Genomic DNA, 22,513 nt, shown 5'->3' with positions numbered 1-22,513 from the left:
TTCGGTTACTTGGATTATGCCACTATCCTTCCCCTCTGTCAACACTTTTTTACATCATATTCGATTCAAATTCGCTTACATTTTTCTGATGGCATGCTACAATTATTTAATGGTGCAGTTTAATTAAAGGAGAAATGATTTTTATGGAAACTTATACAACCCTCAAAAAGATTACTCCTTCCTATGACCCTTGGGAAGCTTATTTAGATATGAAGGAATACGGTGAATTAACATTATCAAATATAGAATTTACCACCACTACAATCTGCAATATGCGATGTGAGCATTGCGCTGTAGGATACACTTTATCTCCGAAAGATCCTGAAGGGCTGCCGCTCGATTTACTTTTAAAAAGGCTAGACGAAGTGCCGACATTGCGATCCCTTTCGATTACCGGCGGGGAGCCGATGCTTTCGATAAAATCTGTGGAAAATTATGTCGTTCCCATTTTAAAATACGCACATGAACGCGGGATACGAACCCAAATCAATTCCAATTTAACATTGGACTTGAAACGCTATGAAAAAATTATCCCGTATTTAGATGTTTTGCATATTTCCCATAACTGGGGAACAGTCGATGATTTTGTTGAAGCCGGATTTGCAATGATGAAAAAGAAGCCTCCATATAAAGAACGCGCAAAATATTTTGAACGAATCATTGAAAACTCTAGAGCTCTGGCTGAAGCGGGAGTAATTGTTTCAGCGGAGACGATGCTGAATAAACGGACGGTTCCTCATCTTGAAAAAATCCATAGACAAATTGTAGACGAAATGAAATGTCAACGCCATGAGGTGCATCCAATGTATCCAAGTGATTTCGCTAGCAATCTTGAAACGCTCAGCTTGGATGAGATACGCGAAGCAATTCATAAGCTCTTGGATATCCGCGACGAATCAGTGTGGATGCTGTTTGGAACACTCCCGTTTTACGCTTGCAGCGACAATGAGGAAGATTTAGCATTGCTGAAGCGATTGAGAGAAAGCAAAAACGTGACTGTTCGAAATGACCCTGACGGCAGATCCCGTCTCAATGTCAATATTTTTACAGGGGACATTATTGTGACAGATTTCGGCGATGTACCGCCGCTTGGAAACATCAAAAAAGATACTCTTTTATCAGCCTATGAAAAATGGATGCAATCCCCGATTGCCCAACAGCTGAATTGCCATTGTCCAAACGTAGCGTGTCTTGGACCGAATCTTTTAGTGAAAAATAGTTATTACCGAGACTTAGATTTTACAAAAAGAAAAGCGCGCATATAATAAAAGGGCTTGGGCTTCTTTCGGCAATATATTTGCCTTTCGCCCGCCCTTTTCTATTATCTAGGCTGATTGGTAATAAGAAAGTGGAAGGATGCCCGATCCTGCACAGGAATCCATGCTCCAATGCCTTGTTGCGTAACATTTTTGACAACAATTTGCTTCTTGCTTCCCCTTAACATTAAATACACTTCTCCGTAAGTGACTTTTCCTTTTTCGTTGACAGCGGGAACGTATGCGTATAAATACCCCATTTTTTTCGGCGGGATATTATATACTTGATTTTTTTTCGTCCCGAAGCCGACAATTGTTTCAAATGCTAGCGGCATTTTCGATTTCTTTGCCGCCTTCATCAGCATCAATTTTTTGACATCTTTATGATCAGAAATTCTAGCGGTTAATCCTCCTTTTACCCGTTTTTGTGCCTCCTGTTTATAGCTAATTTGAACGGGCGACTTACCGCCTCGATTGTCAAAAAAGTTTGTATTGATTTTTTGATACTCCCAATTGACTGTTGTTTCCTCAGATTCATAATTCAATGCCCACCGTCCCAAGTAAATGGCGGCTCTATATCCTATGGCGGTTGGAGAAGGTGTAATGGAAGACTCATTTAACATTTTAATTAAAACAGGATTTTCAATCGGGACGTTGGATGTTTTGATTAACTCTTTTGTTAATTCACTTGGCTGTAAATAAGGAAGATTTTGACTCGGATTTGGATACGTATTTTCTTTTGAAATATCCATCACCGATTTGGGGATAGTTGGTGCTTCAGCGAAGCTTAAGCTTGAAAAAACCGATGCAAGCATGACTGAAATAAATAACGTCATTAGCTGTTTCATGTGGTTATCTCCTTTCAAGTAGCCTTTGCTTGTAGTTTTTTCAAGCTATTTGTATTTTATCCGCAAAATATCTTCCTATAATAGATAGAAGCCTATCCCCATGATGACATAAGCAGCAAGCAAAGTAGCCCCTTCAAACCAGTTCGTATCGCCGTCATTGGAAATTACAATCATGAGCAGTACTCCTGTCGCCATGGCAATCAACTCAGGAAGCGTAAAGACGAGCGGCATTTTTTCTGAAAACAGAAGCGAAATTAATACAAGCAAAGGCGCAACAAACATGGCGATCTGCAAGGTTGATCCGATGGCGATTTCAACCGCTACATCCATTTTATTTTTGTAAGCCATAATAATCGCAGACGCATGCTCCGCTGCATTTCCAACAATGGCAACGACAATTACCCCAATAAATAATTCACTCCAGCCAAGTTCATGTGCGACCGTTTCAAACGTATGTACAAGATTTTCCGAAACATATGCAACCGCAATTGTTGCCAAAAACAAAATGATGGTTGCGATCTTGCCAGACCATTCCGGGCTTTCGTGTTCTTCGATCTGCTCCTCTTTTTTCTGATAAACTCCCCGATGGGTTACCAATTTAAAAAACAACGCGGCTAAATAGAGCCCGATCATAATGATGGAAATGCCAATGCTTAACGTCAATGTGTCCGTATCATTCATTGTTTGTGCAAACACTTCTGGAATGACAAAGGCAACAATGACCGCAAACATTAACAATCCAGAATTATGTCTTGCGTCGTATTCATTAAACTTCTGCCGCTTGTACTTTAATCCACCGACAAAAAACGATAAACCTGCAACAAGCAGCAAGTTGCCGATTACAGAACCTGTGAGAGATGCTAAAACAACTGAAATTAAACCTGCTTTTAACGCAAAGATTGAAATAATGAGCTCAACAGCGTTCCCAAAAGTCGCATTCAACAGTCCGCCAATTCGTGGACCTGCCACAATCGCCAAGCTTTCTGTCGCTCTTCCCATAAAACTGGCAAGTCCGATAATCGTTAAACAATAAATTGCAAATAGAAGCAGTGCATTCCAATGCATCAAACTGCCAATAACGGACAACGGCAATCCAACAACAACCAAGATCGATAATATACGATTGAACATAAAGCTCACCACCCATATTTAGCAATAATTTTCCCGAAAACTTTGCTTACTTATTTTAACAAAAGTTGTTTAAAATAAACACTTCCTTTTAAAAAAGGCCGTTTACAATTATGGAAAAAATTTGTCCGTAAAAATTATTTTTATTCTGACATAAGCAATATATTTGACAAATCTAAAAAATACAACAACAAGAAAAAAATGATGTCTGAAGCAGAAGCCTTTTGCCGATTACAGCTTCGGATGATTGACGGTATACTATAACGTGGTGGTTTTTGCAAACATTTCACAACGTTACCGTGCTTGGACCTTCTTCCCTTTTTAAAAATGAGGACAGCCGCATGTGTAAAGCCTGTCGATCATTTTGTAAAAAAACCCCTTTATTTTAATCAGGCAATATAGTATGATAATTTTAACGAAATGACCAAAATGTCCATTTAGTCAATCAAGAGGATGAGGAGCATGGCTATCGATCGAAAACAAAATATTATTGATGCGGCGACAAAATCTTTTTCCTTATTCGGGTATAAGGCAACGACGATAGAACAAGTGGCGAAACTCGCGAATGTAGGCAAAGGAACAATTTATACGTTTTTTAAAAGCAAAGAGGATTTGTTAGACGAAATTATTTCCTCAGTTATTGTAGAAATAAAAGAAACGGCAGAGCATGCAATGGACCCCGATCGTCCATTTCTTGAAAACGCCCATCGCGCTTTATATCGCATTGCAGAGTTTCGAAAGCAACATCCACTAACAATTAAGCTTCTCCAAGAAATTCGGGATATCGGGACTCCGGCCGTTCAAGAAGTGATGAAAAGATTGGATCGGGCGATTATCGCCTTTATCCGCGAAAAAATTGACAACGCCATAAAAAAAGGAGAAATTCGCAACTGTGATTCCGAAATCACCGCCTTTTTAATGTTAAAAATGTATATCGCCCTAAACTTTGATTGGGAAAAGGAACATGAGCCGCTGCCAAAGGAGAAAATCGCAGAATTATTTGAGCTGTATTTTTTAAAAGGATTGTCGAAATAGATAGTCCTTCTTCTTTTATCATAAAATGACTAAATGAGCAAAATGGTCAAAAGTACGAAAAAGGAAGGAGATAACCGTTGCGTGGAATCTCATTATTTTTACATGAGCTAAAAATGATTGTAGCGAATCGGAAAATTTTGATTCCTGTTATCGCTATTTTATTTATCCCCATTATGTATAGCGGAATGTTTATATGGGGATTTGGAGATCCGTATGGCCACTTAGAGAGATTGCCGGTCGCTGTAGTCAATCAAGACAAAGGGGCAACATTGAATGGGGAAAAGTTAAAGATCGGCGACGATCTAGTGGAAAATCTAAAAAAGAAAAAGCAGCTTTCTTGGGAATTTGTTGACGAGAAAGAAGCGGAAAACGGATTAAAAAACCGGAAATATTATCTAGTTATCAAAATTCCAGAAAACTTTTCAAAGCATGCAACTACGATAAAGGACGAACACCCTCAAAAAATGGAGCTCATTTATATGCCGAATGAGAGCATGAACTTTTTCGCAGCACAAATCGGGGATAAAACCATTGAAAAACTGAAAGAAGAAGTTGGTGATACATTAACGGAAACATATGCCGAAACAATGTTCCAAAATATTAAGAAGCTGGCAGAAGGGCTCGAATCGGCAAGCGAAGGAGCAAAGAAACTGCATGACGGCATTGATTCAGCAAAACAAGGAGCAATAAAGCTGAAGGACGGGGTTGATTCGGCCAAAGATGGTTCACAAGAGCTGTACAACGGCGCGCTCTCTGCGGAACAAGGAGTTCAAGAAATATATGGACATTTAAAAACGATGGCTGAAAAATCATTGATATTTAAAAATGGGCTGCAATCCGCTAGTTCCGGAGCCGAGCGTCTGAACAGCGGAATGAACCGTTTTAATTCCGGTCTTGAACAATTGATTGCAGGCCAAGAGAAATTGCTCGATGGTGCAGAAAAGGCAAGAAATGGTTCTCAGCAGCTGGCGGATGGATTAAAGCAATCACTTCATGGAATGAAACAAATAAATGAAAAAGCTCCTCAGCTCGCAAACGGAGCCGAGAAAGTACGAAGCGGAGCCAGCAATCTGTCGTCATCACTCGGACAATGGGCTAAGGGAGCAGAACAAACGAAAACGGGAGCGGCACAGGTGAGTGCCGGACTGGAACAACTGACAGCCCGGCTTGATGCTATGATCGCTCAAACGTCTGATCCGCAGCAAAAAACGGCACTCAAAGAACTGCGTGCAAGTGTAGGGCAGCTGGCGGATGGAAGCAAACAAGTAACAAGCGGTATCAGCCAGCTTTCCGAAAATGCTGCAGCATTGAAAGATGGAGCTGATCAGCTTTCTTCTGGATCAGCGCAATTGCATAGCGGAACAGTCGCTTTAAGCGACGGTCTCAAACGACTAGTAGCAGGGCAGGAGCAGCTCACCGCAGGTGCCGAATCATTAGCTGGCGGACAGAAGGAGCTCTCCCAAGGATTATCGACATTCGGTGAAAAAATGAATGAAGCGAAAAGCGGAATAACCCAGCTGATGGAAGGAAGCGGACAATTATCAGCCGGCTTGCATGATCTCGCTTCCGGTTCTGATCAACTGCAAGATGGCACTAATCAGCTTGCTGCTGGTTCCGGCGAATTAGCAAACGGAATGGAAAAACTTACAAATGGGTTAGGAAACTTTTCACACGGAATCGAGCAGCTCTCTAACGGGTCTGGTCAATTGACGGAAGGAATGACGACGCTGGATAAAGGTTCTAATGAATTGGCAGAAAAATTGCACGATGGAGCCAAAGATGCCAGCAACGTCAAAGCGGACAAAGAAATATACGATATGTTTGCAAAACCTATTAAAAATTAAAAACGAAAAATTAAACGAAGTTCCTAACTATGGAACGGGGATTGCTCCGTACTTCTTATCGCTGGGATTGTTTGTCGGCGCCTTGCTCGTAACAATTGTGTACCCTCTTCGTGAACCAGCAACTACACCTAAAACGGGAATGAGTTGGTTTTTTAGCAAGTTTGGTGTTCTCGTTATGATCAGCGTCATGCAATCGTTGATTGCCGATACAATTTTACTAGCAGGAGTAGGCATTGAAGTGCAAAGTATTGCGAGATTTATCGTATTTACGATCATCACAAGCTTAACGTTCATGACGTTAATTCAGCTGCTTGTCACAACGTTAAGTGATCCGGGAAGATTTTTAGCAATCATTATCTTAATCTTACAATTAACTACAAGCGCCGGTACCTTCCCGTTAGAGTTAATCCCAACAGCGTTGCAGCCGCTCCACAACTGGCTGCCAATGACATATTCCGTAGCCGGCTTCCGTTCAGTCATTTCGAGCGGCGATTATGCGTTTATGTGGCAAAATGCATTTATTTTGCTCACTTTTATGATCGTGTTTGTTCTCGCAACGATCACCTACTTTACAATCCAACATAAACGCCGTTTTAGCGAGGCCGTATAACTTTTTGTTTTTGAATTTGCCGGACGAACTTTTACACCTTCGACTCTAGCGTAATAACTGAAAGGAAATTTTTCAGAACTAAATGTGGTAAATCGGCAATGCCACAATTCCTCTTCATAAAAATGAAATAGAAGCAGATCTCTATCATCTGCTTCTATTTTTTAGTTGAAACTTTTATTCATTCAGCGATTCGCCAAAAAGGCCTTCAAAAATGGATTCTTTTATAGGACGACGAGGGGTTGGTGCCTCTCTTTCCTGCAAGCTTTCCGGCAGAGCTTCTTTTTCCCCTTGATAGCCAATTGCAATGAGCGCATTGATTGCATACTCTTCAGGGATGTTTAAAACTTGACGTGCTTTTTCAAAGTCTATGCCTGTCATCGGATGCGTAATCAAGCCTTTTCTTGTTGCTTCTAATGATAAATAGCCCCAAGCTGCACCTGCATCAAAGGCGTGGGAGCCGATTTCCCCCCGCTCGCTAGTCTTTTTAGAAATAATCAAGGCAAAAACCGGGACGTTTTTGCACCAAATTTGATTAAACTCGCCAATGAATGACATAAATCTTTTGCGGTCTTCCTCTGTGCGAGCGATAATAAAACGCCACGGCTGGAAATTGAAAGCAGAAGGCGCCCAGCGTGCTGCTTCAAAAAGGCTTAGTAACACATCCTCCGGAACCTCTTTAGTTAAAAACGAACGAGGAGACCAGCGTTTTAAATAAATAGAATCAATTTCATATTCGGCCTGGCGGGCAAGCTTCGTTTGTGTCATCACATTACCTCCTAGAAATCAGATCGGAATTGTACATATTTATTGTATTACATTTTTTTCTAAAAACAATTTTTTTGCTCATAAAAGCTTTTATTTTAGTTCAAATGTTTCCGTAATGTTGATGCTGCCTTCTACTGATTGAACCATCGGACAATTTTTGTGCGCCAGCTCCAAGCATTTTTGAATTTGCTCACGGTCCAAATCCTCGCTGGAACTTGAAATGATGAAATGAAGATGAATTTTTTCAATTCTGTTCGCTTTTTCTTCGTTCCGTTCAACTTCAGCTTGAATCGTAATATCGTCATAAACGATTCTTTTTTTATCTAAAATTTTTCTGAAAACACTTCCGCTGCAGCCCGCAATGGCGGAAACCATCAATTGAAATGGACGGAATCCGTATGTAACATCACCTGCTACATGCAGTTCTCCGTATTCAAAAGTTGTTTTATATCCAATTTCCTTCATTTGAAATTCCATGCTGTATCATCTCCTCCATTAATATCTACAATTTTATTGTAATTGATTAATTTTTTTATTTGCAATTAATACAGATTGCGGGAAAAAAATTAAAAAATAAGTTGAACATCTACTTCATCTGTTATATAATAGTTTCAAAATAAAAAAACTGTATCATAACATTATAGAGGAGAGGGGAAAAATGATGAAACGGCAGGAAAGAAAAAATATGATTGATTTTATTGAAAAAATAGGAAATATTGATCGGGAAACGCTTATGTACATGACGGATGCGGACATTGAACACATTTATGCTTCTATTTATGATCGATATTTAGAAATGGCTGAGTAGAAAAAGCATAAGAAGCCTTCCGCCGCCGGAGGTCCGATGCGAACATTCCCGCAAAAAAAGAAGCTTCAACGCGCAGACACTCACCTCTTGCCGAACTTTATTTAATATAAAATTAAAGCTCTGAACTCATGGCAAACATAGCTAAATTCTTGCTGAATACAAAAAAACCTGGGCTGTCGAAAAAGTCGACAGCCCGGGGAATGCGCTTGATAATATCTCTTTTAATGGTAGCCGTTTTGACCGTTCGCACTTCCGCTTGTTTTATGCTTCGGCTTGGATTTTGAGTTTTGCTTGTTGTGTTGACCGCCTTTTTTTGATTGCTTTGCCACTTGTATGTCCTCCTGTTTACGTCAATTTTTTCAGCCTCATTTTTAATATGACCATGTGAAATGAAAAAAAGTCTTCGAAATAATGGCGGCCTTTATTAATTATTGGAATCTTTTGATAAAATTGCATTGATCTCCCCGCCTAATATAATAATAACCGCGGAAAGATAAAACCAAATTAGAAGAATGATCACCCCGCCGAGGCTTCCATATGTCACGCTGAAATTCCCAAAATTTCCGACATAGTAAGAAAAAAGAAGAGAAACAACAATCCAGCCAACGGTAGCAAATAAAGCGCCTGGATATGCTTCAGAAATTTTCATCCGTTTATTTGGCGCAATAAAATACAGTCCTGTAAAAACGATGCACAAAATAACAGCACTTAATAACCATCTTATCGTATTCCATATCGTTAAAAACACTTCTGTAAATCCGAACGCCCGAAATATAAACAAGCCTATCTCTCTGCCAAACACCGGAAGCAGCAGTGCAACTAAAATGACTAAAATCATGGCAAAAGTCAACAAAATAGACATCAAGCGAGCTACAAGGAAATGACGGTTTTCTTCCACTTGATATGCTTTATTAAAAGCTCTGACAATCGCATTAATCCCATTTGAGGCGGACCAAATTGTTCCAATGACTCCGAACGACAAAAGGGTCACATTTTGAGTTTCAATAATATGCCTCACATTGTTTTCGATCAATTTCATTGTATTTCCCGGTGCATATTGTGCGACAAAATCAAGAACAACATCTGAAGAGAGGGGCAAATATGCAAGGAGATTCATTAAAAAAATAAGGAATGGAAAAAGAGACAAAAGAAAGAAGTAGGCTAACTCCGCAGCTAAACTTGATATTTCATCTTCTTTAAACCGTTTAAAAAGCTCTTTAGCGATTTGAAGAAGGTTGATGTGGTCATCCATCTTGGCACCTCATTTCAAACTAGTTTCTGTCAAAGGCGCTCCTTCCATTTCTCTTTTGCTTCTTTCATTATTTCCATTACTTTCGGTGTCGTTTCTTTTAATTCTTTCACTTTTTCAGAAACAAATTCAATATCTTCGATTGTTTGCTCGATTGTTCTTTTGACAGAGTTCATTTTTTCCTTTGTTTTATCAGCAATCTCCATCGGATTTTCTGCGCACTGCTTGATTTTGCTAAAAGCTGATCTGCTTTTGCTGATTACATCGTCCCTTGTTTTTTTATCCAATAAAGAAAGCGCTGCGCCTGCGATCGCTCCGATGAACAGCCCTTTTAACAATTTATTTTGCGATTTCATTTGACTTTCACCTCTTCTACGAAAGATGGTGTTCTTCTTTGATCTTCTGGAGCAGCCCTTTGCAGCCTTTGACAACCATGTCATAAACCTCTTCAAAGTTCCCAGTATAATACGGATCAGGGACGTCCAAAATATCAGCATCTGGTACGAAATCCATTAAACGACTGATTTCACCCGTATTGTTATATCCTGCCATCCGGCGCAAATTTCCTAAGTTTTCTCCATCCATGGCAATAATATAATCAAAATCTGATAAATCATTCTTATGAATTTGACGTGCTTTTAAACCTTCATAAGAAATTTGGTAACGGTCTAATATTTCTCGAGTCCCTCTATGCGGCGGGCTTCCTACATGCCAGCCTCCCGTTCCCGCTGAATCGACAAAAATTTTATCTTCCAGACCTTCCCGTTTAACTAAATCACGAAAAACCGCCTCAGCCATTGGCGAACGGCATATATTTCCTAAACAAACAAAAAGTACTTTTATCATTGCTGAAACCTCCTGAAACCATTGCTTCAATCGTTTTTTCATAAGCTGCAAAGAATAGTTTGGAAAGATCAATTTTTTTGATCATAATATTCAATCTTTCATAATACATGATACAATGAAACAAATAAAAAAACGAGAGGATGAAATCAATTGAATTTATGTGAAAAATCAGCAGAAAATATGGAATACATGATTAAAAAAATTACAGAAAAATTGAATATGATCAACATCAGTGCAGTTCAACCAACACATTTTAATGTAAATATGTATGAAGACCTAAAAGAAATTTATGACCATGTAATGAAAAAAAATACTTTCAGCCCCAGCGAAATGCAAGCAATTGCAGAGGAATTGGGGAACCTACGAAAGAGCACTCTTTAAGTGAATTGAGCTTTCTGCTGCTCGTTGCGAATGGGCTTGTGCAAATGACGGCAATAAGTGTTTAACTTAGCGATGTTGAAGTGTTGTGAAAACTCGCAGCTGCTGTCCTCATCAGCTTGCTTCAGTTGATTTGTTATATGTGGTTCTATACGCTTCTCAAAACGATGTTCGAGTCACATTAGGAACCGCCCAATCTGCCATCCATCAGAGGTTTAGCTTGGATTCTAAAGCAAGTGAATCGTGTTCGCGTTCCATTTTCATCATTCTCTTTTTTCTTTTGCAGGAGAAAAATAAAGATAGACCTCCTTGTTGTTTAGATGCCAGAATTCAGAAGAAATCGTTTTTACTTTAAAGCAGCTTTATAAATTCAGTATAAGCTGCTTTTTGTATAATAACTTTTTGTCAAAACGGTGTCTATTTTTTGGACAAAATGTGAATTTTTTGTTTCATTTTTGTGACAAATGATTTATAATAAAAGAAAACGTTTTCTTTATTTGGGGGTCAAAAAAATGGTCGTGACACTTATGAAATATTTTTATTTATTCGTTGCTCTCTTCTGTTTATTGTCTGGAATTTTGGTCGGTTTTGCAAAGGAGCTGCCGCTTTCGGTGATAGTCATTTTCTTAGGTTTTTTCAATCTTGCTTTATATTATGTCTTCCATAGAGAAGCCTTGAAAAAACAGCAAATTTAAAAGAATGGCGAAAATAAAGGCACCATTCTTTTTCGAAAACGTCAAATAAGCTTTTTATAAACTTTATCTTTATAAAATTGAGATGCAGGTGTGTTGAATATATTCCTTTTCTTCACGATTCGTTCCAATGCTAATTGTTTTTCCGACAGCTTTTGTTGTAATTTTTTCCTTTCGGCTTCATCTTCACAGCATTTTAGTAAATCTTGAATAGTTAATAGTTCCTTTTTCAAGTCATTTTCTTGATCGACCATTCCGGCGTTTCTCAAAAGACGATAAGCCATTCGGAGTTCTTCCGGAATATCAGACAAATCGTCATGCGGGAGAGGCTTCCCCATCCCGGGAAGTTCTTTAAACTCCCCCTCTTCATATGCCTTTTTGATCCGATCCTCAGCAATTTTTGCAAATATATCCACGCTTCACCCTCCCTTCGACCGTTATGTTCGTCCTTTTTCTAAACGCTTTACCCGCTTTTTCATCGCTTTTGTTAAATATCCACCTTTAAAAGAACGAATTTCATACGAGCTTAAAAACGCTTTTGGTTCTATTTCATTGACAAGGTTTAAAAATTCTTCCTCCCGAGAGCGTTGAGCAACAACTTCCAAACGATACCTGATCGAATTCATTCCTTCTCCTTGAAAGACCGTAACCCCAAAACCAGCCTCCCTCAATTTTTTTACTAATTCGGAATTTTTATCCATTAAATTCACATTGTATGTTACATATCCAAAAGCCAGCTTTTTCTCCAGTTCACCGCCCAACAACAGTCCTGCACCAAAACCGATAATATATGCACTAATATTGTAAATATTAGATAAATCTTGAAAAACTATTCCTAAAGCGACAATATAAATCGCTGCTTCTAGCAAACCTATACCAGCAGCAGCCTTTGTTTGATTTTTCACTAACAAAATAGTTCGGATCGTCAATACTGGTACATACAATAATTGCAGCAAAAAAATAAAAATTGCTTGTAGAAACATGTTGCCTAGACACTCCTTTGTTCCATCATACTATAAATTATTTTCGAAAAGAAAGAGCTATCATAAACTCAAAATCTGAGATTTGAAACTACATTTTTACAATTCATCTTGATCTGTTATTATGCTTCAAAACTTCCTTTTTCATGCGAATAGGCTGGCGCTTGAAATACATCGCTGTTCTCCATACCCACTCCAACGGACCTAATTGAAAATATTTAAACCAAATATGGCTGATGATAAGCTGCACGGCAAAAATTGCGAGTGCAAGCCAAAAACCGGCGAAGGGGTATACTTTACCGTACAATCCCAATCCGTAATGATAAAAAATATATGTACAAATAACAGATTGCATGATGTAATTTGTCAATGACATGCGTCCAACAGGTGCAATCTTCTTAACAATTTGCCGACAGATTGGGTGATAATATAAAAATATGAGAGAGGTCACATAAAACAACATGAGAAATGGTGCACCGAACACCATGTAAAAACTATTTTCAGCTTTGACCGCAAAAATATTTAACGGAAGCCCAATGATAAGCCCGAAAAACCAGATGGCTATTAATAACCTTCGATGCTTCTCCGGTTCTTGAAAAAGCTTTTGTTTCGCAAATATCATGCCAACTAAAAACATGCTGATATATGGGAGCATGTTTATTATATAGACAAGCGGTTGAAAAGGCCACATGCCAGACATAGACATGTAAAAAAACCGATCATGAATACGCTGATGGAAAATATCGGAAAAACTTCCGTTTTGATATGAATGGATTGCGTTTCTTGCCTCCTCTTCCAGTAACGAAGCCTGCTCTCTTTTTTGGACTAAAGCATCCTCACCATTGGATACAGCCGTCATCAAACCAATAAGGAGCAAATATGAACTAAATAAACATACAGTCCATACCAAAAGGGTTTTCCAGGAACACTTCCGGAAAAAAAGGAGAAGAAACCCCAGCACAGCATAATCCATTAAAATGTCTCCATCCCAGATGAAAAATGAATGAATTAGTCCAAATACAAAAAGCACCACCAGTCTGCGTATATATATAGAAACAAAGTTCCTGCCGTTTCCTAAAGCCCGTTCCTCCATGATGATGATTCCAAATCCGAACAATAATGAGAACATTGTAATAAACTTCATTTGCACAAATATTTCCAAAATATTTCTCGTTAGAAAATCCCATGTTCTCCATGTTTCAGTAAAAAAATTTTCGCTGCCTATTTGGTATAAATATACATCTGGATAGCTGAAATGCGCCATATTCACAAGTAAAATTCCAAATATCGCAGCCCCCCGCACCACATCCACTACTTCATAACGCTCACGATTAAGATTCAAATCAAAACCCCCATTCTGAAAAAAGTTCTTATTATAAACGCCCTTTTTTCATTATTTTTTGTCCAAAGGCTGCATTTCAGCTTTATCGTGTTTAAATATTTGAATATAGCGAAAAAAGAATGACAATTTTCTTATAGTCTATTATGATAGACATAAGATTCGAATATCAACAGATCCACAAGGGGAGCTATATGCTGAGAGTGGACGGGTATTTCGTCCAGACCCTTTGAACCTGTTAGTTAATGCTAGCGTAGGGATGTGGAAGTAACTGATCCATGATACAGCCTTTTTCCCCCTTATGGATATTTGTTGATAGCAAATAATATACAGGGGGTTTTATTTTTGGAAAAAAATCGTTTATTACTATTAATAGAAGCAGCAATCTTTGCAGCATTGGCAGTTATACTTGATCTTCTCCCTTCCATTCAATTATCATCAGCCATTTCTATATCAATTGCCATGGTGCCTGTACTCATATTATCGTTTCGATCCGGTGCAAAGATTGGCTTCATTTCCGGCCTTTTATGGGGATTATTGCAAATTGTATTAGGTGATGCATACATCCTGACGCCTGTTCAAGGTTTCATCGACTATTTCCTAGCTTTTTCCTTTATCGGTTTAGCCGGTCTTTTCAGTAAAACTATCCAAAATAAGCTGAAAGATGGAAAGAAAAGCTCTGCTCTTTTTTTCATCATCTTTGGCATCTTCATCGGAGCTTTTGCACGTTATTTTTGGCATTTTATCAGCGGTGTCTTTTTCTTCGGAGAATATGCACCAGAAGGAATGTCAGCGGTCGTTTATTCTTTGATCGTAAACGGCATTACGATGATAGGAGCCTTTGTATTATGCGCTGTCGTTACTGTTATTCTCATTATGGCGGCGCCAAGATTGGTTGTAAAATAAACAAAATAGTCCTCTGCAAAACATGCAGAGGATTATTTTGTTTATAGGGTAAATACTTTCGTTTCAACAGTGTATTTTTTTAATTTTTCACGGCTTACATGAAAACCGATCCCCGGGCTATCAGGCAAGGCAATTTTCCCATTATAAACCGATATTTCCGGTTCAATAATATCTTCTTCCCAATACTTAGATGAACTGGATATATCTCCTGGCAGTGTGAATTGTTCAAGTGTCGCTAGGGATATATTATGGGCCCGTCCAATCCCTGATTCAAGCATCCCTCCGCACCAAACTGGAACATTTTGCTCTTTGCAAAAATCATGGATTTTTTTTGCTTCTGTCAAACCGCCAACACGGCCGATTTTTATATTCATAATTTTGCAGCTTCGAAGTTCAACAGCCTTTCGAGCATCTTCTAAGGAACAAATACTTTCATCTAAACAGATCGGTGTTTCCAATTCTTTTTGAAGTTTGCTATGATCCACAATATCATCGTGCGCAAGAGGCTGCTCAATCATCATTAATTGAAACTCATCCAATTGTTTTAGATGATTTATATCTTTTAATGTATAGGCACTGTTCGCATCAGCCATTAAATCCAAGTTCGGAAAATGCTTCCGTATTTCCTTAACTACTTCAATATCCCAACCTGGTTTAATCTTTATTTTTACTCTCTTGTATCCTTCCTCCTGATATTGTTCAATAAGACTGATTAAATCTTTTATTGTTGGCTGAATACCGATGCTCACCCCAGCTTCAACTTCTTTTTTCATTCCCCCGAGAGCTTGTGAAAGAGGTATATTTTGCTGTTTTGCATATAGATCCCACACGGCACCTTCCAAAGCCGCTTTTGCCATATAATTTCTGCGAATAAAACGAAACGATTCAACCAACTCACGAGGATGATGAAACGACGTCTTTGATAAAATCGGAATGAGGAAATCTTCGATCATGTGCACAGTTGTTTTCACGGTTTCTTCTGTATACCATGGAATGGAAAAAGCAACCCCTTCTCCAAAACCGGCTGCACCATCATCATCCTTTACTTCTACGATCAACAATTCGCGATCGTGAATGTCTCCATAGCTAGTAGAAAATGGGGCTTTCAAACGCATCTGTAATATATGCAAAACAATTTTCTTAATTTTTATCAATTAAGAGCATCTCCTTTTTTAAACAAGCTCTCAGCTAAGTTCGACAAAATCATTGCCATTCGCCAGAGGGCTCGATATTTCCCGGAAAATATTTCTTAAAATAGCGAATCCACTCGAACGTTTGTTTTACACTAATTATAAAATAAACGCTTTCTTAATGTAAAGGAGCAAGGGATTTCTTTATTTCCCTTATTGTTTATTGAACTGCAAAATCTCAAATAAATAATGAGATCAATCGTAGAAACGAGTCTCATCATGAGATTAATTTTTCCACTCAATAGTTGTCTTCTTCTCTTTGTTGACTAGCAATTTAAAAACATCAGGTCTTGCATAATGCCCAACAGGATCAAAATCAAACTGGCTATAGGCGATTTGTTTCATATCCAGTTCTGCAATGATGATGTCTTCCTTGCCAAATACGGGCTCTGCCACATATTCGCCCAACGGTCCAACAATCGCGCTACCACCTCTGCTCATTACTTCAGGTGAAGAAGCAAGTTCATCATAACAAGCCAAATCTTTCGGATACATATCTTTTGTCACATATTGATTGGCAGACAAAACAAAGCATCTCCCCTCCAAAGCAATGTGGCGGATTGTTGACTGCCAAGTTTCCCTTGCATCAGCCGTTGGGGCAATATAAATTTGAATTCCTTGTGCATACATCGCAGCCCTTGCTAACGGCATATAATTTTCCCAGCAGATTAGCGCCCCTATTCTTCCATAAGGGGTGTCAAACACTGGTAATGTGCTTCCATCCCCTTCCCCCCAAACAATCCGTTCTGCTGCAGTCGGTTTTAATTTGCGGTGTTTTCCTAACAACTGTCCGTCAGAATCGAAAAATAAAACAGAACAGTAAAGAGTCCCGCCGCTAAATTCATTATCCCTTTCTGTAACGCCTATCACAAGGTAGACACCTGCTTTTCGAGCCGCTTCGCCCAGTTGTTCCGTCGTTTCGTCCGGAACAGCTACAGAATTGCTCCAGTATCTATACCAATCCTTCCTCCCTTCAGCCGAACGGCTCCCAATCGTTGTACCGAAAGATAAGCCTCTAGGATAAGCGGGAATAAAAGCTTCAGGAAATACAACAATCTTTGCTCCTTTTTCAGCAGCTTGATGTATGAGGCTAACCGCCTTTTTTGTCGTGGCGTCCCGGTCCATAATAACAGATGAGGCTTGTATAACAGCAACTTTAACCTTTTGTGCTCTGTTCGACATATTCTTCCCCTCCACCAAATTGAAAAATCTAAAGCCATCTTAAATGCCGAAGCTCATGAACCTTCAAAGTCAATAACCTTCGGAAGTTGCCCCCTATTCATCTTCCATAAAAAAATCTGCACAGGAAGGAAAACACTTTGAATAATCCTCTTTTTAAGCATAGAAGGGCCGGCCCATGTATTAGAGTTCAAAATAATTGGATTATGTTTTTCCATGAGAGCTTTTCATGTGATATCTCATCTGAAGTAATTTAATGGTAATTTCTTAGCATGCTCCTTTGTACAATACAGCTGTGGCTGAGTGTCGAACTAACTATCAACACTTAATTCTATAGAAGCATTAAGCGTAAAATATGAGAAACGGTTTGAATTGGAGTATATTATTCATAATAAAAATGTTCAAAAATTTTTGGACCATCCAATCAAAGATTTTGTCAATCATCCAATTTCAATACTGCAACAGCCATTTATCCAAGACGAACCATAAAGTGAAATAAATTTGCCGAAAATCGCACATCTATTTTAAGGGTTTTCAACTTCAAGTAAAGAAAAAATCGGGCAGGACAGCTTTAAGCATTGCGTCCATGTTACAAAAGATAATGATTTTTCAGCAGCGTTCAAATCATGTGCTAAAAACTCCAAGTTAAAATAAAAGTGGATGGGTAAAATGTTACTGAATTGGATGGGCATTATTCTTTCATCTAGCGTTATAATTAATGTTTGAACAGGTTCAAATTTTGATGGATATAACAACATTTTCGATTATGTTCAATAGGAACATTCTATAGATAAATAACAAAGAACCTGGTTAACTTGCCATATAGCAGGAAGTGCCAAGCAAATCTAAAGGGTGAAGCATATGGACTGGAAACCGGATCGAAATGCAAAAAAGCCTATATATAAACAGCTGGCCGAATATATTGAAAATGGAATTGCGGATGGCACATTTCCCCCTGATAAACCGCTGCCTTCTGAACGGTTTTTGGCCAATAAGCTGCAAATAAACAGAAGCACAGTTGTGGCTGCATATGACGAATTAGAATCAAACGGACTTATCGAGAGAAAGAGAGGAAGCGGAACAACAATCAGCAAAGATATATGGGGCATGACAAAGAAGCGTGTACCAAGCTGGAATCGGTATATTGAGGCAGGATCGTTCTTGCCGAATTTACCTGTGACCCAGAGAATACGCAAAGAGATGGAAGAGCATAAACTAATCAATTTAGCTAGCGGTGAATTGTCGGAAGATCTTTTTCCAATCGACTCCTTGCGAGAAATCATTTCGACAAGGTCATTTATCGGAAGCCTAGGATATGATCATCCTCAAGGGAATGAGATATTAAGAAAAACTATCACAAAGCATGTGAAACGATATCGGAGAATTGAGACAAATCCGTCTTCCATTCTCATCACATCAGGAGCGCAGCAAGCTTTATATTTAATCGTCCAATGCTTATTAAAGCCGGGTGATGCGATAGCATTAGAAGAGCCTTCGTATTATTACAGTCTCCCGGTCTTTAAATCAACCGGAATTAGACCTTTCTATTTACCAGTTGACAAAGACGGTATAAACCCGGATGATTTGCTTCTATTGCATAAAAAACATCGAATCAGGATGATCTTTTTAAATCCTGCTTTCCAAAATCCATCAGGCGCTTTCCTTCATAAAAACCGGCGGGAAAAAATATTGGAAATATCGTCTGAGTATGGAATACCGATTGTTGAAGACGATCCTTACAGTTTAACGTCCTTTAATGGGGAAGAGACCTACCCGCTAAAATCAATGGATGAGCATGGAAATGTCTTATATATCAGCTCATTGTCAAAAATTGTTGCTTCTGGTTTGCGAATTGGTTGGGTTATTGGACCAAAGCCTGTGATTGAAAGATTGTCTGATGCCAAACAGCAAGTGGATTTCGGTCATGCCAGCTTTACTCAATGGATTGCCAATGATTTTCTGGAATCTGACGACTTCGATGCCCATATCAACTGCTTAGTCAAACGGCTCGAAAACAGAAGGGATCAAATTGTCAAAAGCCTTCGATTCTACTTAAAAGACGATGTTGATTTTTATATCCCACAAGGAGGCATTCATTTATGGTGCAAAATAAAGAAAGACTTTAATGAGATCCAGCTGCTAGAAGAGTCGATCAAGCGCGGGGTTATTTATGTTCCGGGCTCAACGCTTGGATCAAGTACAAAATATGTCCGTTTTACCTTCGCAAGAGAAAATGAAGAAAATATAAATGAAGGAATAAAAAGATTTGCTGATGCATTTTATAATATTCAGCATAAATAAATTTCTATTTTATCAAGCAAGGACATTAACGAATCAATTCTCTACCACAATGTAAAGAGACAGGGAGATGGTTTTATGTATAGTATGTTATTGACCGTAGGCATTATTATTTGTGTACTTGCACTCATTTTAACTGCGTTTATCGGAAAAGAAGTAGGGAACAAAATAGAAACATATAAAGCGATCGGGAACAGTCCCCATGATGAACTCGCAAGGTCAAGGGAATATGAAACAAGCTCCTTTCGCAATGTTCGCTCGTTGACATGGATTTATACCTTATTGTTTATTGTCATCCTCATTGTATGTCTTATTTTTCTGTTTTAATGCTAAAGAAATGAATCTATGCAAACAATAATGAACTAAATATATTTAAACCGAAATCCTCGACTAGCCCTTGCTAACGAAATGACGTTTAGCATGGTTGTTAGTTGAGGTTTTTTATTTTGGCTTTCATTGAATTTTCATAGCTCCAAAAACGTTTTTCGCCAAAATTTTTTGACAATAATAATTTACATTTATTTCAAAAAGTGATATCATTTTAATATAATAATAATATGAGAGGGGCAATGAAAGTTGAAAGAAAAAAAGGCATGGTTTATTGACGGGTTTATTGGAATTGTATTAATCGTTGCACTTTTGCTCGGAGCAGCTTTTACATTTATCCAGGAGTTTATTGTTCCTGCAATTGTATTGGTTGTTCTTGCCGCACTGCTTGGAAGCGGCCTTACCATTGTACAGCCGAATCAAGCAAACGTTGTCATTTTCTTCGGACGTTATTTAGGAAGCATTCGGAAAAGTGGCCTTGCTTTAACGGTTCCATTAACTATTAGACAAAAGGTGTCCCTTCGCGTTCGAAATTTTAACAGCAAAAAGCTAAAAGTAAACGATGTGGAAGGGAATCCGATTGAAATTGCCTCGGTCATCGTCTTCAAAGTAATCGATTCCGCAAAAGCAACTTTTGATGTGGATGATTATGAAGAATTCGTGGAAATCCAAAGCGAGGCTGCCATTCGTCATGTAGCAACGAAATATCCTTACGATACGTTTGATGACCACAATATTACATTAAGAGGCAACGCCGATGTTGTTTCAAAAGAGCTGGCAGATGAATTGCAAGAAAGGTTGAACGTCGCTGGAGTTGAAGTAATAGAAGCTAGACTGACTCATTTAGCTTACTCGACTGAAATTGCCAGCGCCATGCTTCAGCGCCAGCAGGCAGCCGCCGTTTTATCTGCGAGAAAAAAGATTGTCGAAGGAGCCGTCAGCATGGCCCAAATGGCTGTCGAGCAGCTGGCTAGCAACGGAACGATTGAGCTTGATGAAGAAAGAAAGGTTAACATGGTGAATAATTTAATGGTTGCGATCATCTCCGATCGCGGCACCCAGCCGGTCATAAATACCGGAAGTCTATATTAATGGTTGTGTCGCATCATGGCAAAAAAGAAAAATTTCCCTTTAAGAATCGATCCTGAATTGTATGCCGTTATTGAACGTTGGGCGCAAGAGGAATTCCGCAGCGTCAATTCCCATATTGAATTTTTATTGCGGGACGCTGCTCGACGCGAAGGAAGGTTAAAGAAAAAAAAGGAGAAAGAATAAAACATCGATCATCTTTTCCGCAAGTCGAAAATTGGCTGCTGACTTCCTTCAGATCTTGGCGCCCTAGACACCCTTGTCTTAAACAAAATACTGCTGCTTTAAAGCTTGGCGAATGTACAGATGCCCAGCACATACAAAAAATCCCTTATGGATAACCATGAGGGATTTTTTATGAGTGAAGAACTTTTTCTAAATGTTTCACTGTTGGTGTTAAATTAGCAAAGAAATACGCTTCGCGGAGTCTGCGGGAAGGTGCACTATGCATGAGATATCCGGCACTTCCGTGATGAAGCATGTTTGCCTGTACAGCTTCAAGGGTTAAATAAGCAGCTTCCAAACGTATCTTTGCAATTTCTTTCCAATCGAGTCTTTGACCGCTGAACAATGCATGAATGTCATCTTGAATTTTGCGCTCTTGTGTTTTCAATTGACCCGGCTGTATTTTCAAAAAGCTGTTGCAGCCATTTTGTTTATTAATAACCTTTTCAATGGAGGCGATGGAAGATCGTATAACACCTAAACCAAGAGGTATTTGATATAAAATGAAAACCGGGCGGATTTTCTCCACAAAAAGATCCGCATCGTCAGATAAAACCCACTCATTCGGGACAAAAACATCTTGAAAAGTACAAGAATATGTTGCGCTTCCATTTAAACCTAGAAAATCATTTTTTTCCTTTAATATTAATCCTTCTGCATTGCTCGGAATGAAGCACATGATTCGTTTGTGTTCATCCACCTCAGCAATCACACCGAACCAATGATTGTCACCTAGATTGGATACATTCGGCAAAACACCTGAAAGTATATAACCATCTTCTTTAGGTTTTGCCTTTAAGTGCAATTTTTCAAGTCCTGCATAATATTTCATCGGATTCGATAAGCCTGTTGCACCTAAAATTTTTCCACTCTCCAACAAAGGGAGCAATTTATTTTTTAATGAAAGATTATTGGAATTTCGCACATAAGTTAAAGCGGCCAGATGGCACCATAGGCAAAATGCAGTCGTCATACACCATTTTGCTGTTTCTTCTACTACTTTCATTTCTTGTAAAATATATTCCTTTTGCGACTTATGATTCGTAGAGAAAAATCCAGCTTTCCCTAGCTCCCGCAAATATTGCTCCTGATAAAAACCTTCCGCATCAATTTTTTTTACATATGGTTTCAATTCTTTTTCAATTAACTGCTCCAACGTTTCAACTTTTTCGTCCAAACTATTCATTTCAATCATCACCCGCGTTCATAATGTCCGAAATCAGGCATTCCAATTATTATTAAATAAATAATTCCTACGTGTTTAGTCGGTTTAAAGTTATTTTATTATATTAGGTTCAAAAAATCAATCTTTATTTTGCCGCCTCTCCTATTTTTTTGATAAAGATGAACCTGTATATGTATTTCAAAAGAGCTTTGCAAAAAAAAAGACAATAAACCAATGCTTGGTTTATTACAACTTCCTGAAAGTAGCCGGCATCCGCCAGCTACTTTCAGATAAAAATCGAAAAAATATAAAAGCAAGTGGAGAGAAACGCATTGTTTTTCTCCACTTGCTTCATT

25 protein-coding genes and 1 riboswitch are annotated in these 22,513 nt (G+C 38.6%); of the genes, 12 read left to right on the top strand and 13 right to left on the bottom strand.

The genetic code is table 11. From position 1 onward, the window contains the following. Positions 1-143 precede the first annotated feature (143 nt). A complete protein-coding gene (gene yfkAB / locus ACVIJU_RS04660) occupies positions 144-1,265 on the top strand; it encodes a radical SAM/CxCxxxxC motif protein YfkAB (protein ID WP_063386763.1) in 1,122 nt (373 codons plus the stop codon). 56 nt (positions 1,266-1,321) lie between these two features. On the opposite strand, the gene ACVIJU_RS04655 is transcribed toward yfkAB, so the two are convergent. Together ACVIJU_RS04655 and cax are read right to left on the bottom strand one after the other, a co-directional pair. Then, positions 1,322-2,104, bottom strand: coding sequence for a YfkD famly protein (locus ACVIJU_RS04655; protein ID WP_327863739.1), 783 nt, complete (start codon positions 2,102-2,104; stop codon positions 1,322-1,324). A gap of 75 nt (positions 2,105-2,179) precedes the next feature. Beyond that, positions 2,180-3,235, bottom strand: a complete 1,056-nt coding sequence (gene cax, locus ACVIJU_RS04650) for a calcium/proton exchanger (protein WP_130156871.1) — start codon at positions 3,233-3,235, stop codon at positions 2,180-2,182. A gap of 459 nt (positions 3,236-3,694) precedes the next feature. Between cax and ACVIJU_RS04645 the strand changes: the two genes are divergently transcribed. From ACVIJU_RS04645 to ACVIJU_RS04635, 3 genes are all read left to right on the top strand, one after another. After that, positions 3,695-4,267 (top strand): TetR/AcrR family transcriptional regulator, encoded by a 573-nt coding sequence (locus ACVIJU_RS04645; RefSeq protein ID WP_066247743.1) that lies wholly within the window; start codon positions 3,695-3,697, stop codon positions 4,265-4,267. Between the two features lie 77 nt (positions 4,268-4,344). Then, on the top strand, positions 4,345-6,111 hold the full coding sequence (locus tag ACVIJU_RS04640; RefSeq protein ID WP_456687323.1) for a YhgE/Pip family protein: 1,767 nt from the start codon (positions 4,345-4,347) through the stop codon (positions 6,109-6,111). Next, on the top strand, positions 6,047-6,721 hold the full coding sequence (locus tag ACVIJU_RS04635) for a YhgE/Pip family protein (protein ID WP_456687322.1): 675 nt from the start codon (positions 6,047-6,049) through the stop codon (positions 6,719-6,721). The genes ACVIJU_RS04640 and ACVIJU_RS04635 overlap by 65 nt, the downstream gene beginning before the upstream one ends. Before the next feature lie 174 nt (positions 6,722-6,895). Here the strand turns inward: ACVIJU_RS04635 and ACVIJU_RS04630 are convergent, their stop codons facing one another. Next, positions 6,896-7,486: a nitroreductase family protein gene (locus ACVIJU_RS04630; RefSeq protein ID WP_063386768.1), complete on the bottom strand. Its 591-nt coding sequence runs from the start codon at positions 7,484-7,486 to the stop codon at positions 6,896-6,898. A 90-nt stretch (positions 7,487-7,576) separates the two neighbouring features. Continuing rightward, entirely contained in the window at positions 7,577-7,963 is a 387-nt protein-coding gene (locus ACVIJU_RS04625) for an OsmC family protein (protein WP_063386769.1), read from the bottom strand. Between the two features lie 181 nt (positions 7,964-8,144). Between ACVIJU_RS04625 and ACVIJU_RS04620 the strand changes: the two genes are divergently transcribed. Next, a complete protein-coding gene (locus ACVIJU_RS04620) occupies positions 8,145-8,294 on the top strand; it encodes a BH0509 family protein (protein WP_375338764.1) in 150 nt (49 codons plus the stop codon). 424 nt (positions 8,295-8,718) lie between these two features. On the opposite strand, the gene ACVIJU_RS04615 is transcribed toward ACVIJU_RS04620, so the two are convergent. From ACVIJU_RS04615 to ACVIJU_RS04605, 3 genes are read right to left on the bottom strand one after another with little or no spacing between them, the layout of a single operon-like run. Continuing rightward, complete coding sequence (locus ACVIJU_RS04615) at positions 8,719-9,546, bottom strand: YihY/virulence factor BrkB family protein (protein WP_144598399.1); 828 nt, start codon at positions 9,544-9,546, stop codon at positions 8,719-8,721. Between the two features lie 29 nt (positions 9,547-9,575). Further along, positions 9,576-9,899: a YtxH domain-containing protein gene (locus tag ACVIJU_RS04610; RefSeq protein WP_063386772.1), complete on the bottom strand. Its 324-nt coding sequence runs from the start codon at positions 9,897-9,899 to the stop codon at positions 9,576-9,578. Between the two features lie 16 nt (positions 9,900-9,915). Then, positions 9,916-10,389: a low molecular weight protein-tyrosine-phosphatase gene (locus ACVIJU_RS04605; protein ID WP_130156865.1), complete on the bottom strand. Its 474-nt coding sequence runs from the start codon at positions 10,387-10,389 to the stop codon at positions 9,916-9,918. 150 nt (positions 10,390-10,539) lie between these two features. Here ACVIJU_RS04605 and ACVIJU_RS04600 point away from each other — a divergent pair, with 150 nt between their 5' ends. Further along, positions 10,540-10,770, top strand: a complete 231-nt coding sequence (locus ACVIJU_RS04600; protein WP_063386774.1) for a DUF1128 domain-containing protein — start codon at positions 10,540-10,542, stop codon at positions 10,768-10,770. A gap of 509 nt (positions 10,771-11,279) precedes the next feature. Continuing rightward, the gene (locus ACVIJU_RS04595; protein WP_063386775.1) at positions 11,280-11,462 is read left to right on the top strand and encodes a hypothetical protein; all 183 of its coding nucleotides are present in this window, start codon (positions 11,280-11,282) and stop codon (positions 11,460-11,462) included. 41 nt (positions 11,463-11,503) lie between these two features. On the opposite strand, the gene ACVIJU_RS04590 is transcribed toward ACVIJU_RS04595, so the two are convergent. The 3 genes from ACVIJU_RS04590 to ACVIJU_RS04580 form a co-directional block, all read right to left on the bottom strand. Beyond that, positions 11,504-11,875, bottom strand: a complete 372-nt coding sequence (locus ACVIJU_RS04590; protein WP_339193364.1) for a DnaJ family domain-containing protein — start codon at positions 11,873-11,875, stop codon at positions 11,504-11,506. Between the two features lie 21 nt (positions 11,876-11,896). Continuing rightward, entirely contained in the window at positions 11,897-12,442 is a 546-nt protein-coding gene (locus ACVIJU_RS04585) for a DUF2179 domain-containing protein (RefSeq protein ID WP_340857583.1), read from the bottom strand. Between the two features lie 103 nt (positions 12,443-12,545). Next, on the bottom strand, positions 12,546-13,781 hold the full coding sequence (locus tag ACVIJU_RS04580; protein ID WP_456687321.1) for a DUF418 domain-containing protein: 1,236 nt from the start codon (positions 13,779-13,781) through the stop codon (positions 12,546-12,548). A 170-nt stretch (positions 13,782-13,951) separates the two neighbouring features. After that, positions 13,952-14,055, top strand: a riboswitch (TPP riboswitch). Between the two features lie 68 nt (positions 14,056-14,123). On the opposite strand from ACVIJU_RS04580, the gene thiT reads away from it, so the two are divergent. Next, positions 14,124-14,684 carry an energy-coupled thiamine transporter ThiT gene (gene thiT / locus ACVIJU_RS04575; RefSeq protein WP_063386779.1) on the top strand — a complete coding sequence of 187 codons (561 nt, stop codon included), beginning with the start codon at positions 14,124-14,126 and terminating at the stop codon, positions 14,682-14,684. Positions 14,685-14,725: 41 nt separating this feature from the next. Here thiT and menC read toward each other — a convergent pair whose 3' ends face one another. Then, positions 14,726-15,835 carry an o-succinylbenzoate synthase gene (gene menC, locus ACVIJU_RS04570; protein WP_063386838.1) on the bottom strand — a complete coding sequence of 370 codons (1,110 nt, stop codon included), beginning with the start codon at positions 15,833-15,835 and terminating at the stop codon, positions 14,726-14,728. 264 nt (positions 15,836-16,099) lie between these two features. Beyond that, entirely contained in the window at positions 16,100-17,056 is a 957-nt protein-coding gene (locus ACVIJU_RS04565; protein ID WP_063386780.1) for a carbon-nitrogen hydrolase family protein, read from the bottom strand. 858 nt (positions 17,057-17,914) lie between these two features. Here ACVIJU_RS04565 and pdxR point away from each other — a divergent pair. The 4 genes from pdxR (at position 17,915) to ACVIJU_RS04545 (ending at position 20,953) form a co-directional block, all read left to right on the top strand. After that, positions 17,915-19,354 (top strand): MocR-like pyridoxine biosynthesis transcription factor PdxR, encoded by a 1,440-nt coding sequence (gene pdxR, locus ACVIJU_RS04560; protein WP_063386781.1) that lies wholly within the window; start codon positions 17,915-17,917, stop codon positions 19,352-19,354. 75 nt (positions 19,355-19,429) lie between these two features. After that, positions 19,430-19,678 (top strand): hypothetical protein, encoded by a 249-nt coding sequence (locus tag ACVIJU_RS04555; RefSeq protein WP_063386782.1) that lies wholly within the window; start codon positions 19,430-19,432, stop codon positions 19,676-19,678. Between the two features lie 249 nt (positions 19,679-19,927). Further along, positions 19,928-20,770: an SPFH domain-containing protein gene (locus ACVIJU_RS04550; RefSeq protein WP_063386783.1), complete on the top strand. Its 843-nt coding sequence runs from the start codon at positions 19,928-19,930 to the stop codon at positions 20,768-20,770. A 15-nt stretch (positions 20,771-20,785) separates the two neighbouring features. After that, entirely contained in the window at positions 20,786-20,953 is a 168-nt protein-coding gene (locus ACVIJU_RS04545) for an Arc family DNA-binding protein (RefSeq protein WP_065095528.1), read from the top strand. Positions 20,954-21,122: 169 nt separating this feature from the next. On the opposite strand, the gene ACVIJU_RS04540 is transcribed toward ACVIJU_RS04545, so the two are convergent. Then, positions 21,123-22,178 (bottom strand): acyl-CoA dehydrogenase family protein, encoded by a 1,056-nt coding sequence (locus ACVIJU_RS04540; RefSeq protein WP_117017079.1) that lies wholly within the window; start codon positions 22,176-22,178, stop codon positions 21,123-21,125. Positions 22,179-22,513: the final 335 nt, after the last annotated feature.

This window comes from Aeribacillus sp. SP014 (assembly GCF_054055575.1).
This window is presented reverse-complemented; position numbering and strand designations above follow the sequence as displayed.

Excerpts from the sequence above, each read along its gene's own strand:
- yfkAB (WP_063386763.1), top strand. The coding sequence starts at position 144 with ATGGAAACTTATACAACCCTCAAAAAGATTACTCCTTCCTATGACCCT.
- ACVIJU_RS04655 (WP_327863739.1), bottom strand. The coding sequence starts at position 2,104 with ATGAAACAGCTAATGACGTTATTTATTTCAGTCATGCTTGCATCGGTT.
- cax (WP_130156871.1), bottom strand. The coding sequence starts at position 3,235 with ATGTTCAATCGTATATTATCGATCTTGGTTGTTGTTGGATTGCCGTTG.
- ACVIJU_RS04645 (WP_066247743.1), top strand. The coding sequence starts at position 3,695 with ATGGCTATCGATCGAAAACAAAATATTATTGATGCGGCGACAAAATCT.
- ACVIJU_RS04635 (WP_456687322.1), top strand. The coding sequence starts at position 6,047 with ATGCCAGCAACGTCAAAGCGGACAAAGAAATATACGATATGTTTGCAA.
- ACVIJU_RS04630 (WP_063386768.1), bottom strand. The coding sequence starts at position 7,486 with ATGACACAAACGAAGCTTGCCCGCCAGGCCGAATATGAAATTGATTCT.
- ACVIJU_RS04625 (WP_063386769.1), bottom strand. The coding sequence starts at position 7,963 with ATGGAATTTCAAATGAAGGAAATTGGATATAAAACAACTTTTGAATAC.
- ACVIJU_RS04620 (WP_375338764.1), top strand. The coding sequence starts at position 8,145 with ATGATGAAACGGCAGGAAAGAAAAAATATGATTGATTTTATTGAAAAA.
- ACVIJU_RS04615 (WP_144598399.1), bottom strand. The coding sequence starts at position 9,546 with ATGGATGACCACATCAACCTTCTTCAAATCGCTAAAGAGCTTTTTAAA.
- ACVIJU_RS04610 (WP_063386772.1), bottom strand. The coding sequence starts at position 9,899 with ATGAAATCGCAAAATAAATTGTTAAAAGGGCTGTTCATCGGAGCGATC.
- ACVIJU_RS04605 (WP_130156865.1), bottom strand. The coding sequence starts at position 10,389 with ATGATAAAAGTACTTTTTGTTTGTTTAGGAAATATATGCCGTTCGCCA.
- ACVIJU_RS04595 (WP_063386775.1), top strand. The coding sequence starts at position 11,280 with ATGGTCGTGACACTTATGAAATATTTTTATTTATTCGTTGCTCTCTTC.
- ACVIJU_RS04585 (WP_340857583.1), bottom strand. The coding sequence starts at position 12,442 with ATGTTTCTACAAGCAATTTTTATTTTTTTGCTGCAATTATTGTATGTA.
- ACVIJU_RS04565 (WP_063386780.1), bottom strand. The coding sequence starts at position 17,056 with ATGTCGAACAGAGCACAAAAGGTTAAAGTTGCTGTTATACAAGCCTCA.
- pdxR (WP_063386781.1), top strand. The coding sequence starts at position 17,915 with ATGGACTGGAAACCGGATCGAAATGCAAAAAAGCCTATATATAAACAG.
- ACVIJU_RS04555 (WP_063386782.1), top strand. The coding sequence starts at position 19,430 with ATGTATAGTATGTTATTGACCGTAGGCATTATTATTTGTGTACTTGCA.
- ACVIJU_RS04545 (WP_065095528.1), top strand. The coding sequence starts at position 20,786 with ATGGCAAAAAAGAAAAATTTCCCTTTAAGAATCGATCCTGAATTGTAT.
- ACVIJU_RS04540 (WP_117017079.1), bottom strand. The coding sequence starts at position 22,178 with ATGAATAGTTTGGACGAAAAAGTTGAAACGTTGGAGCAGTTAATTGAA.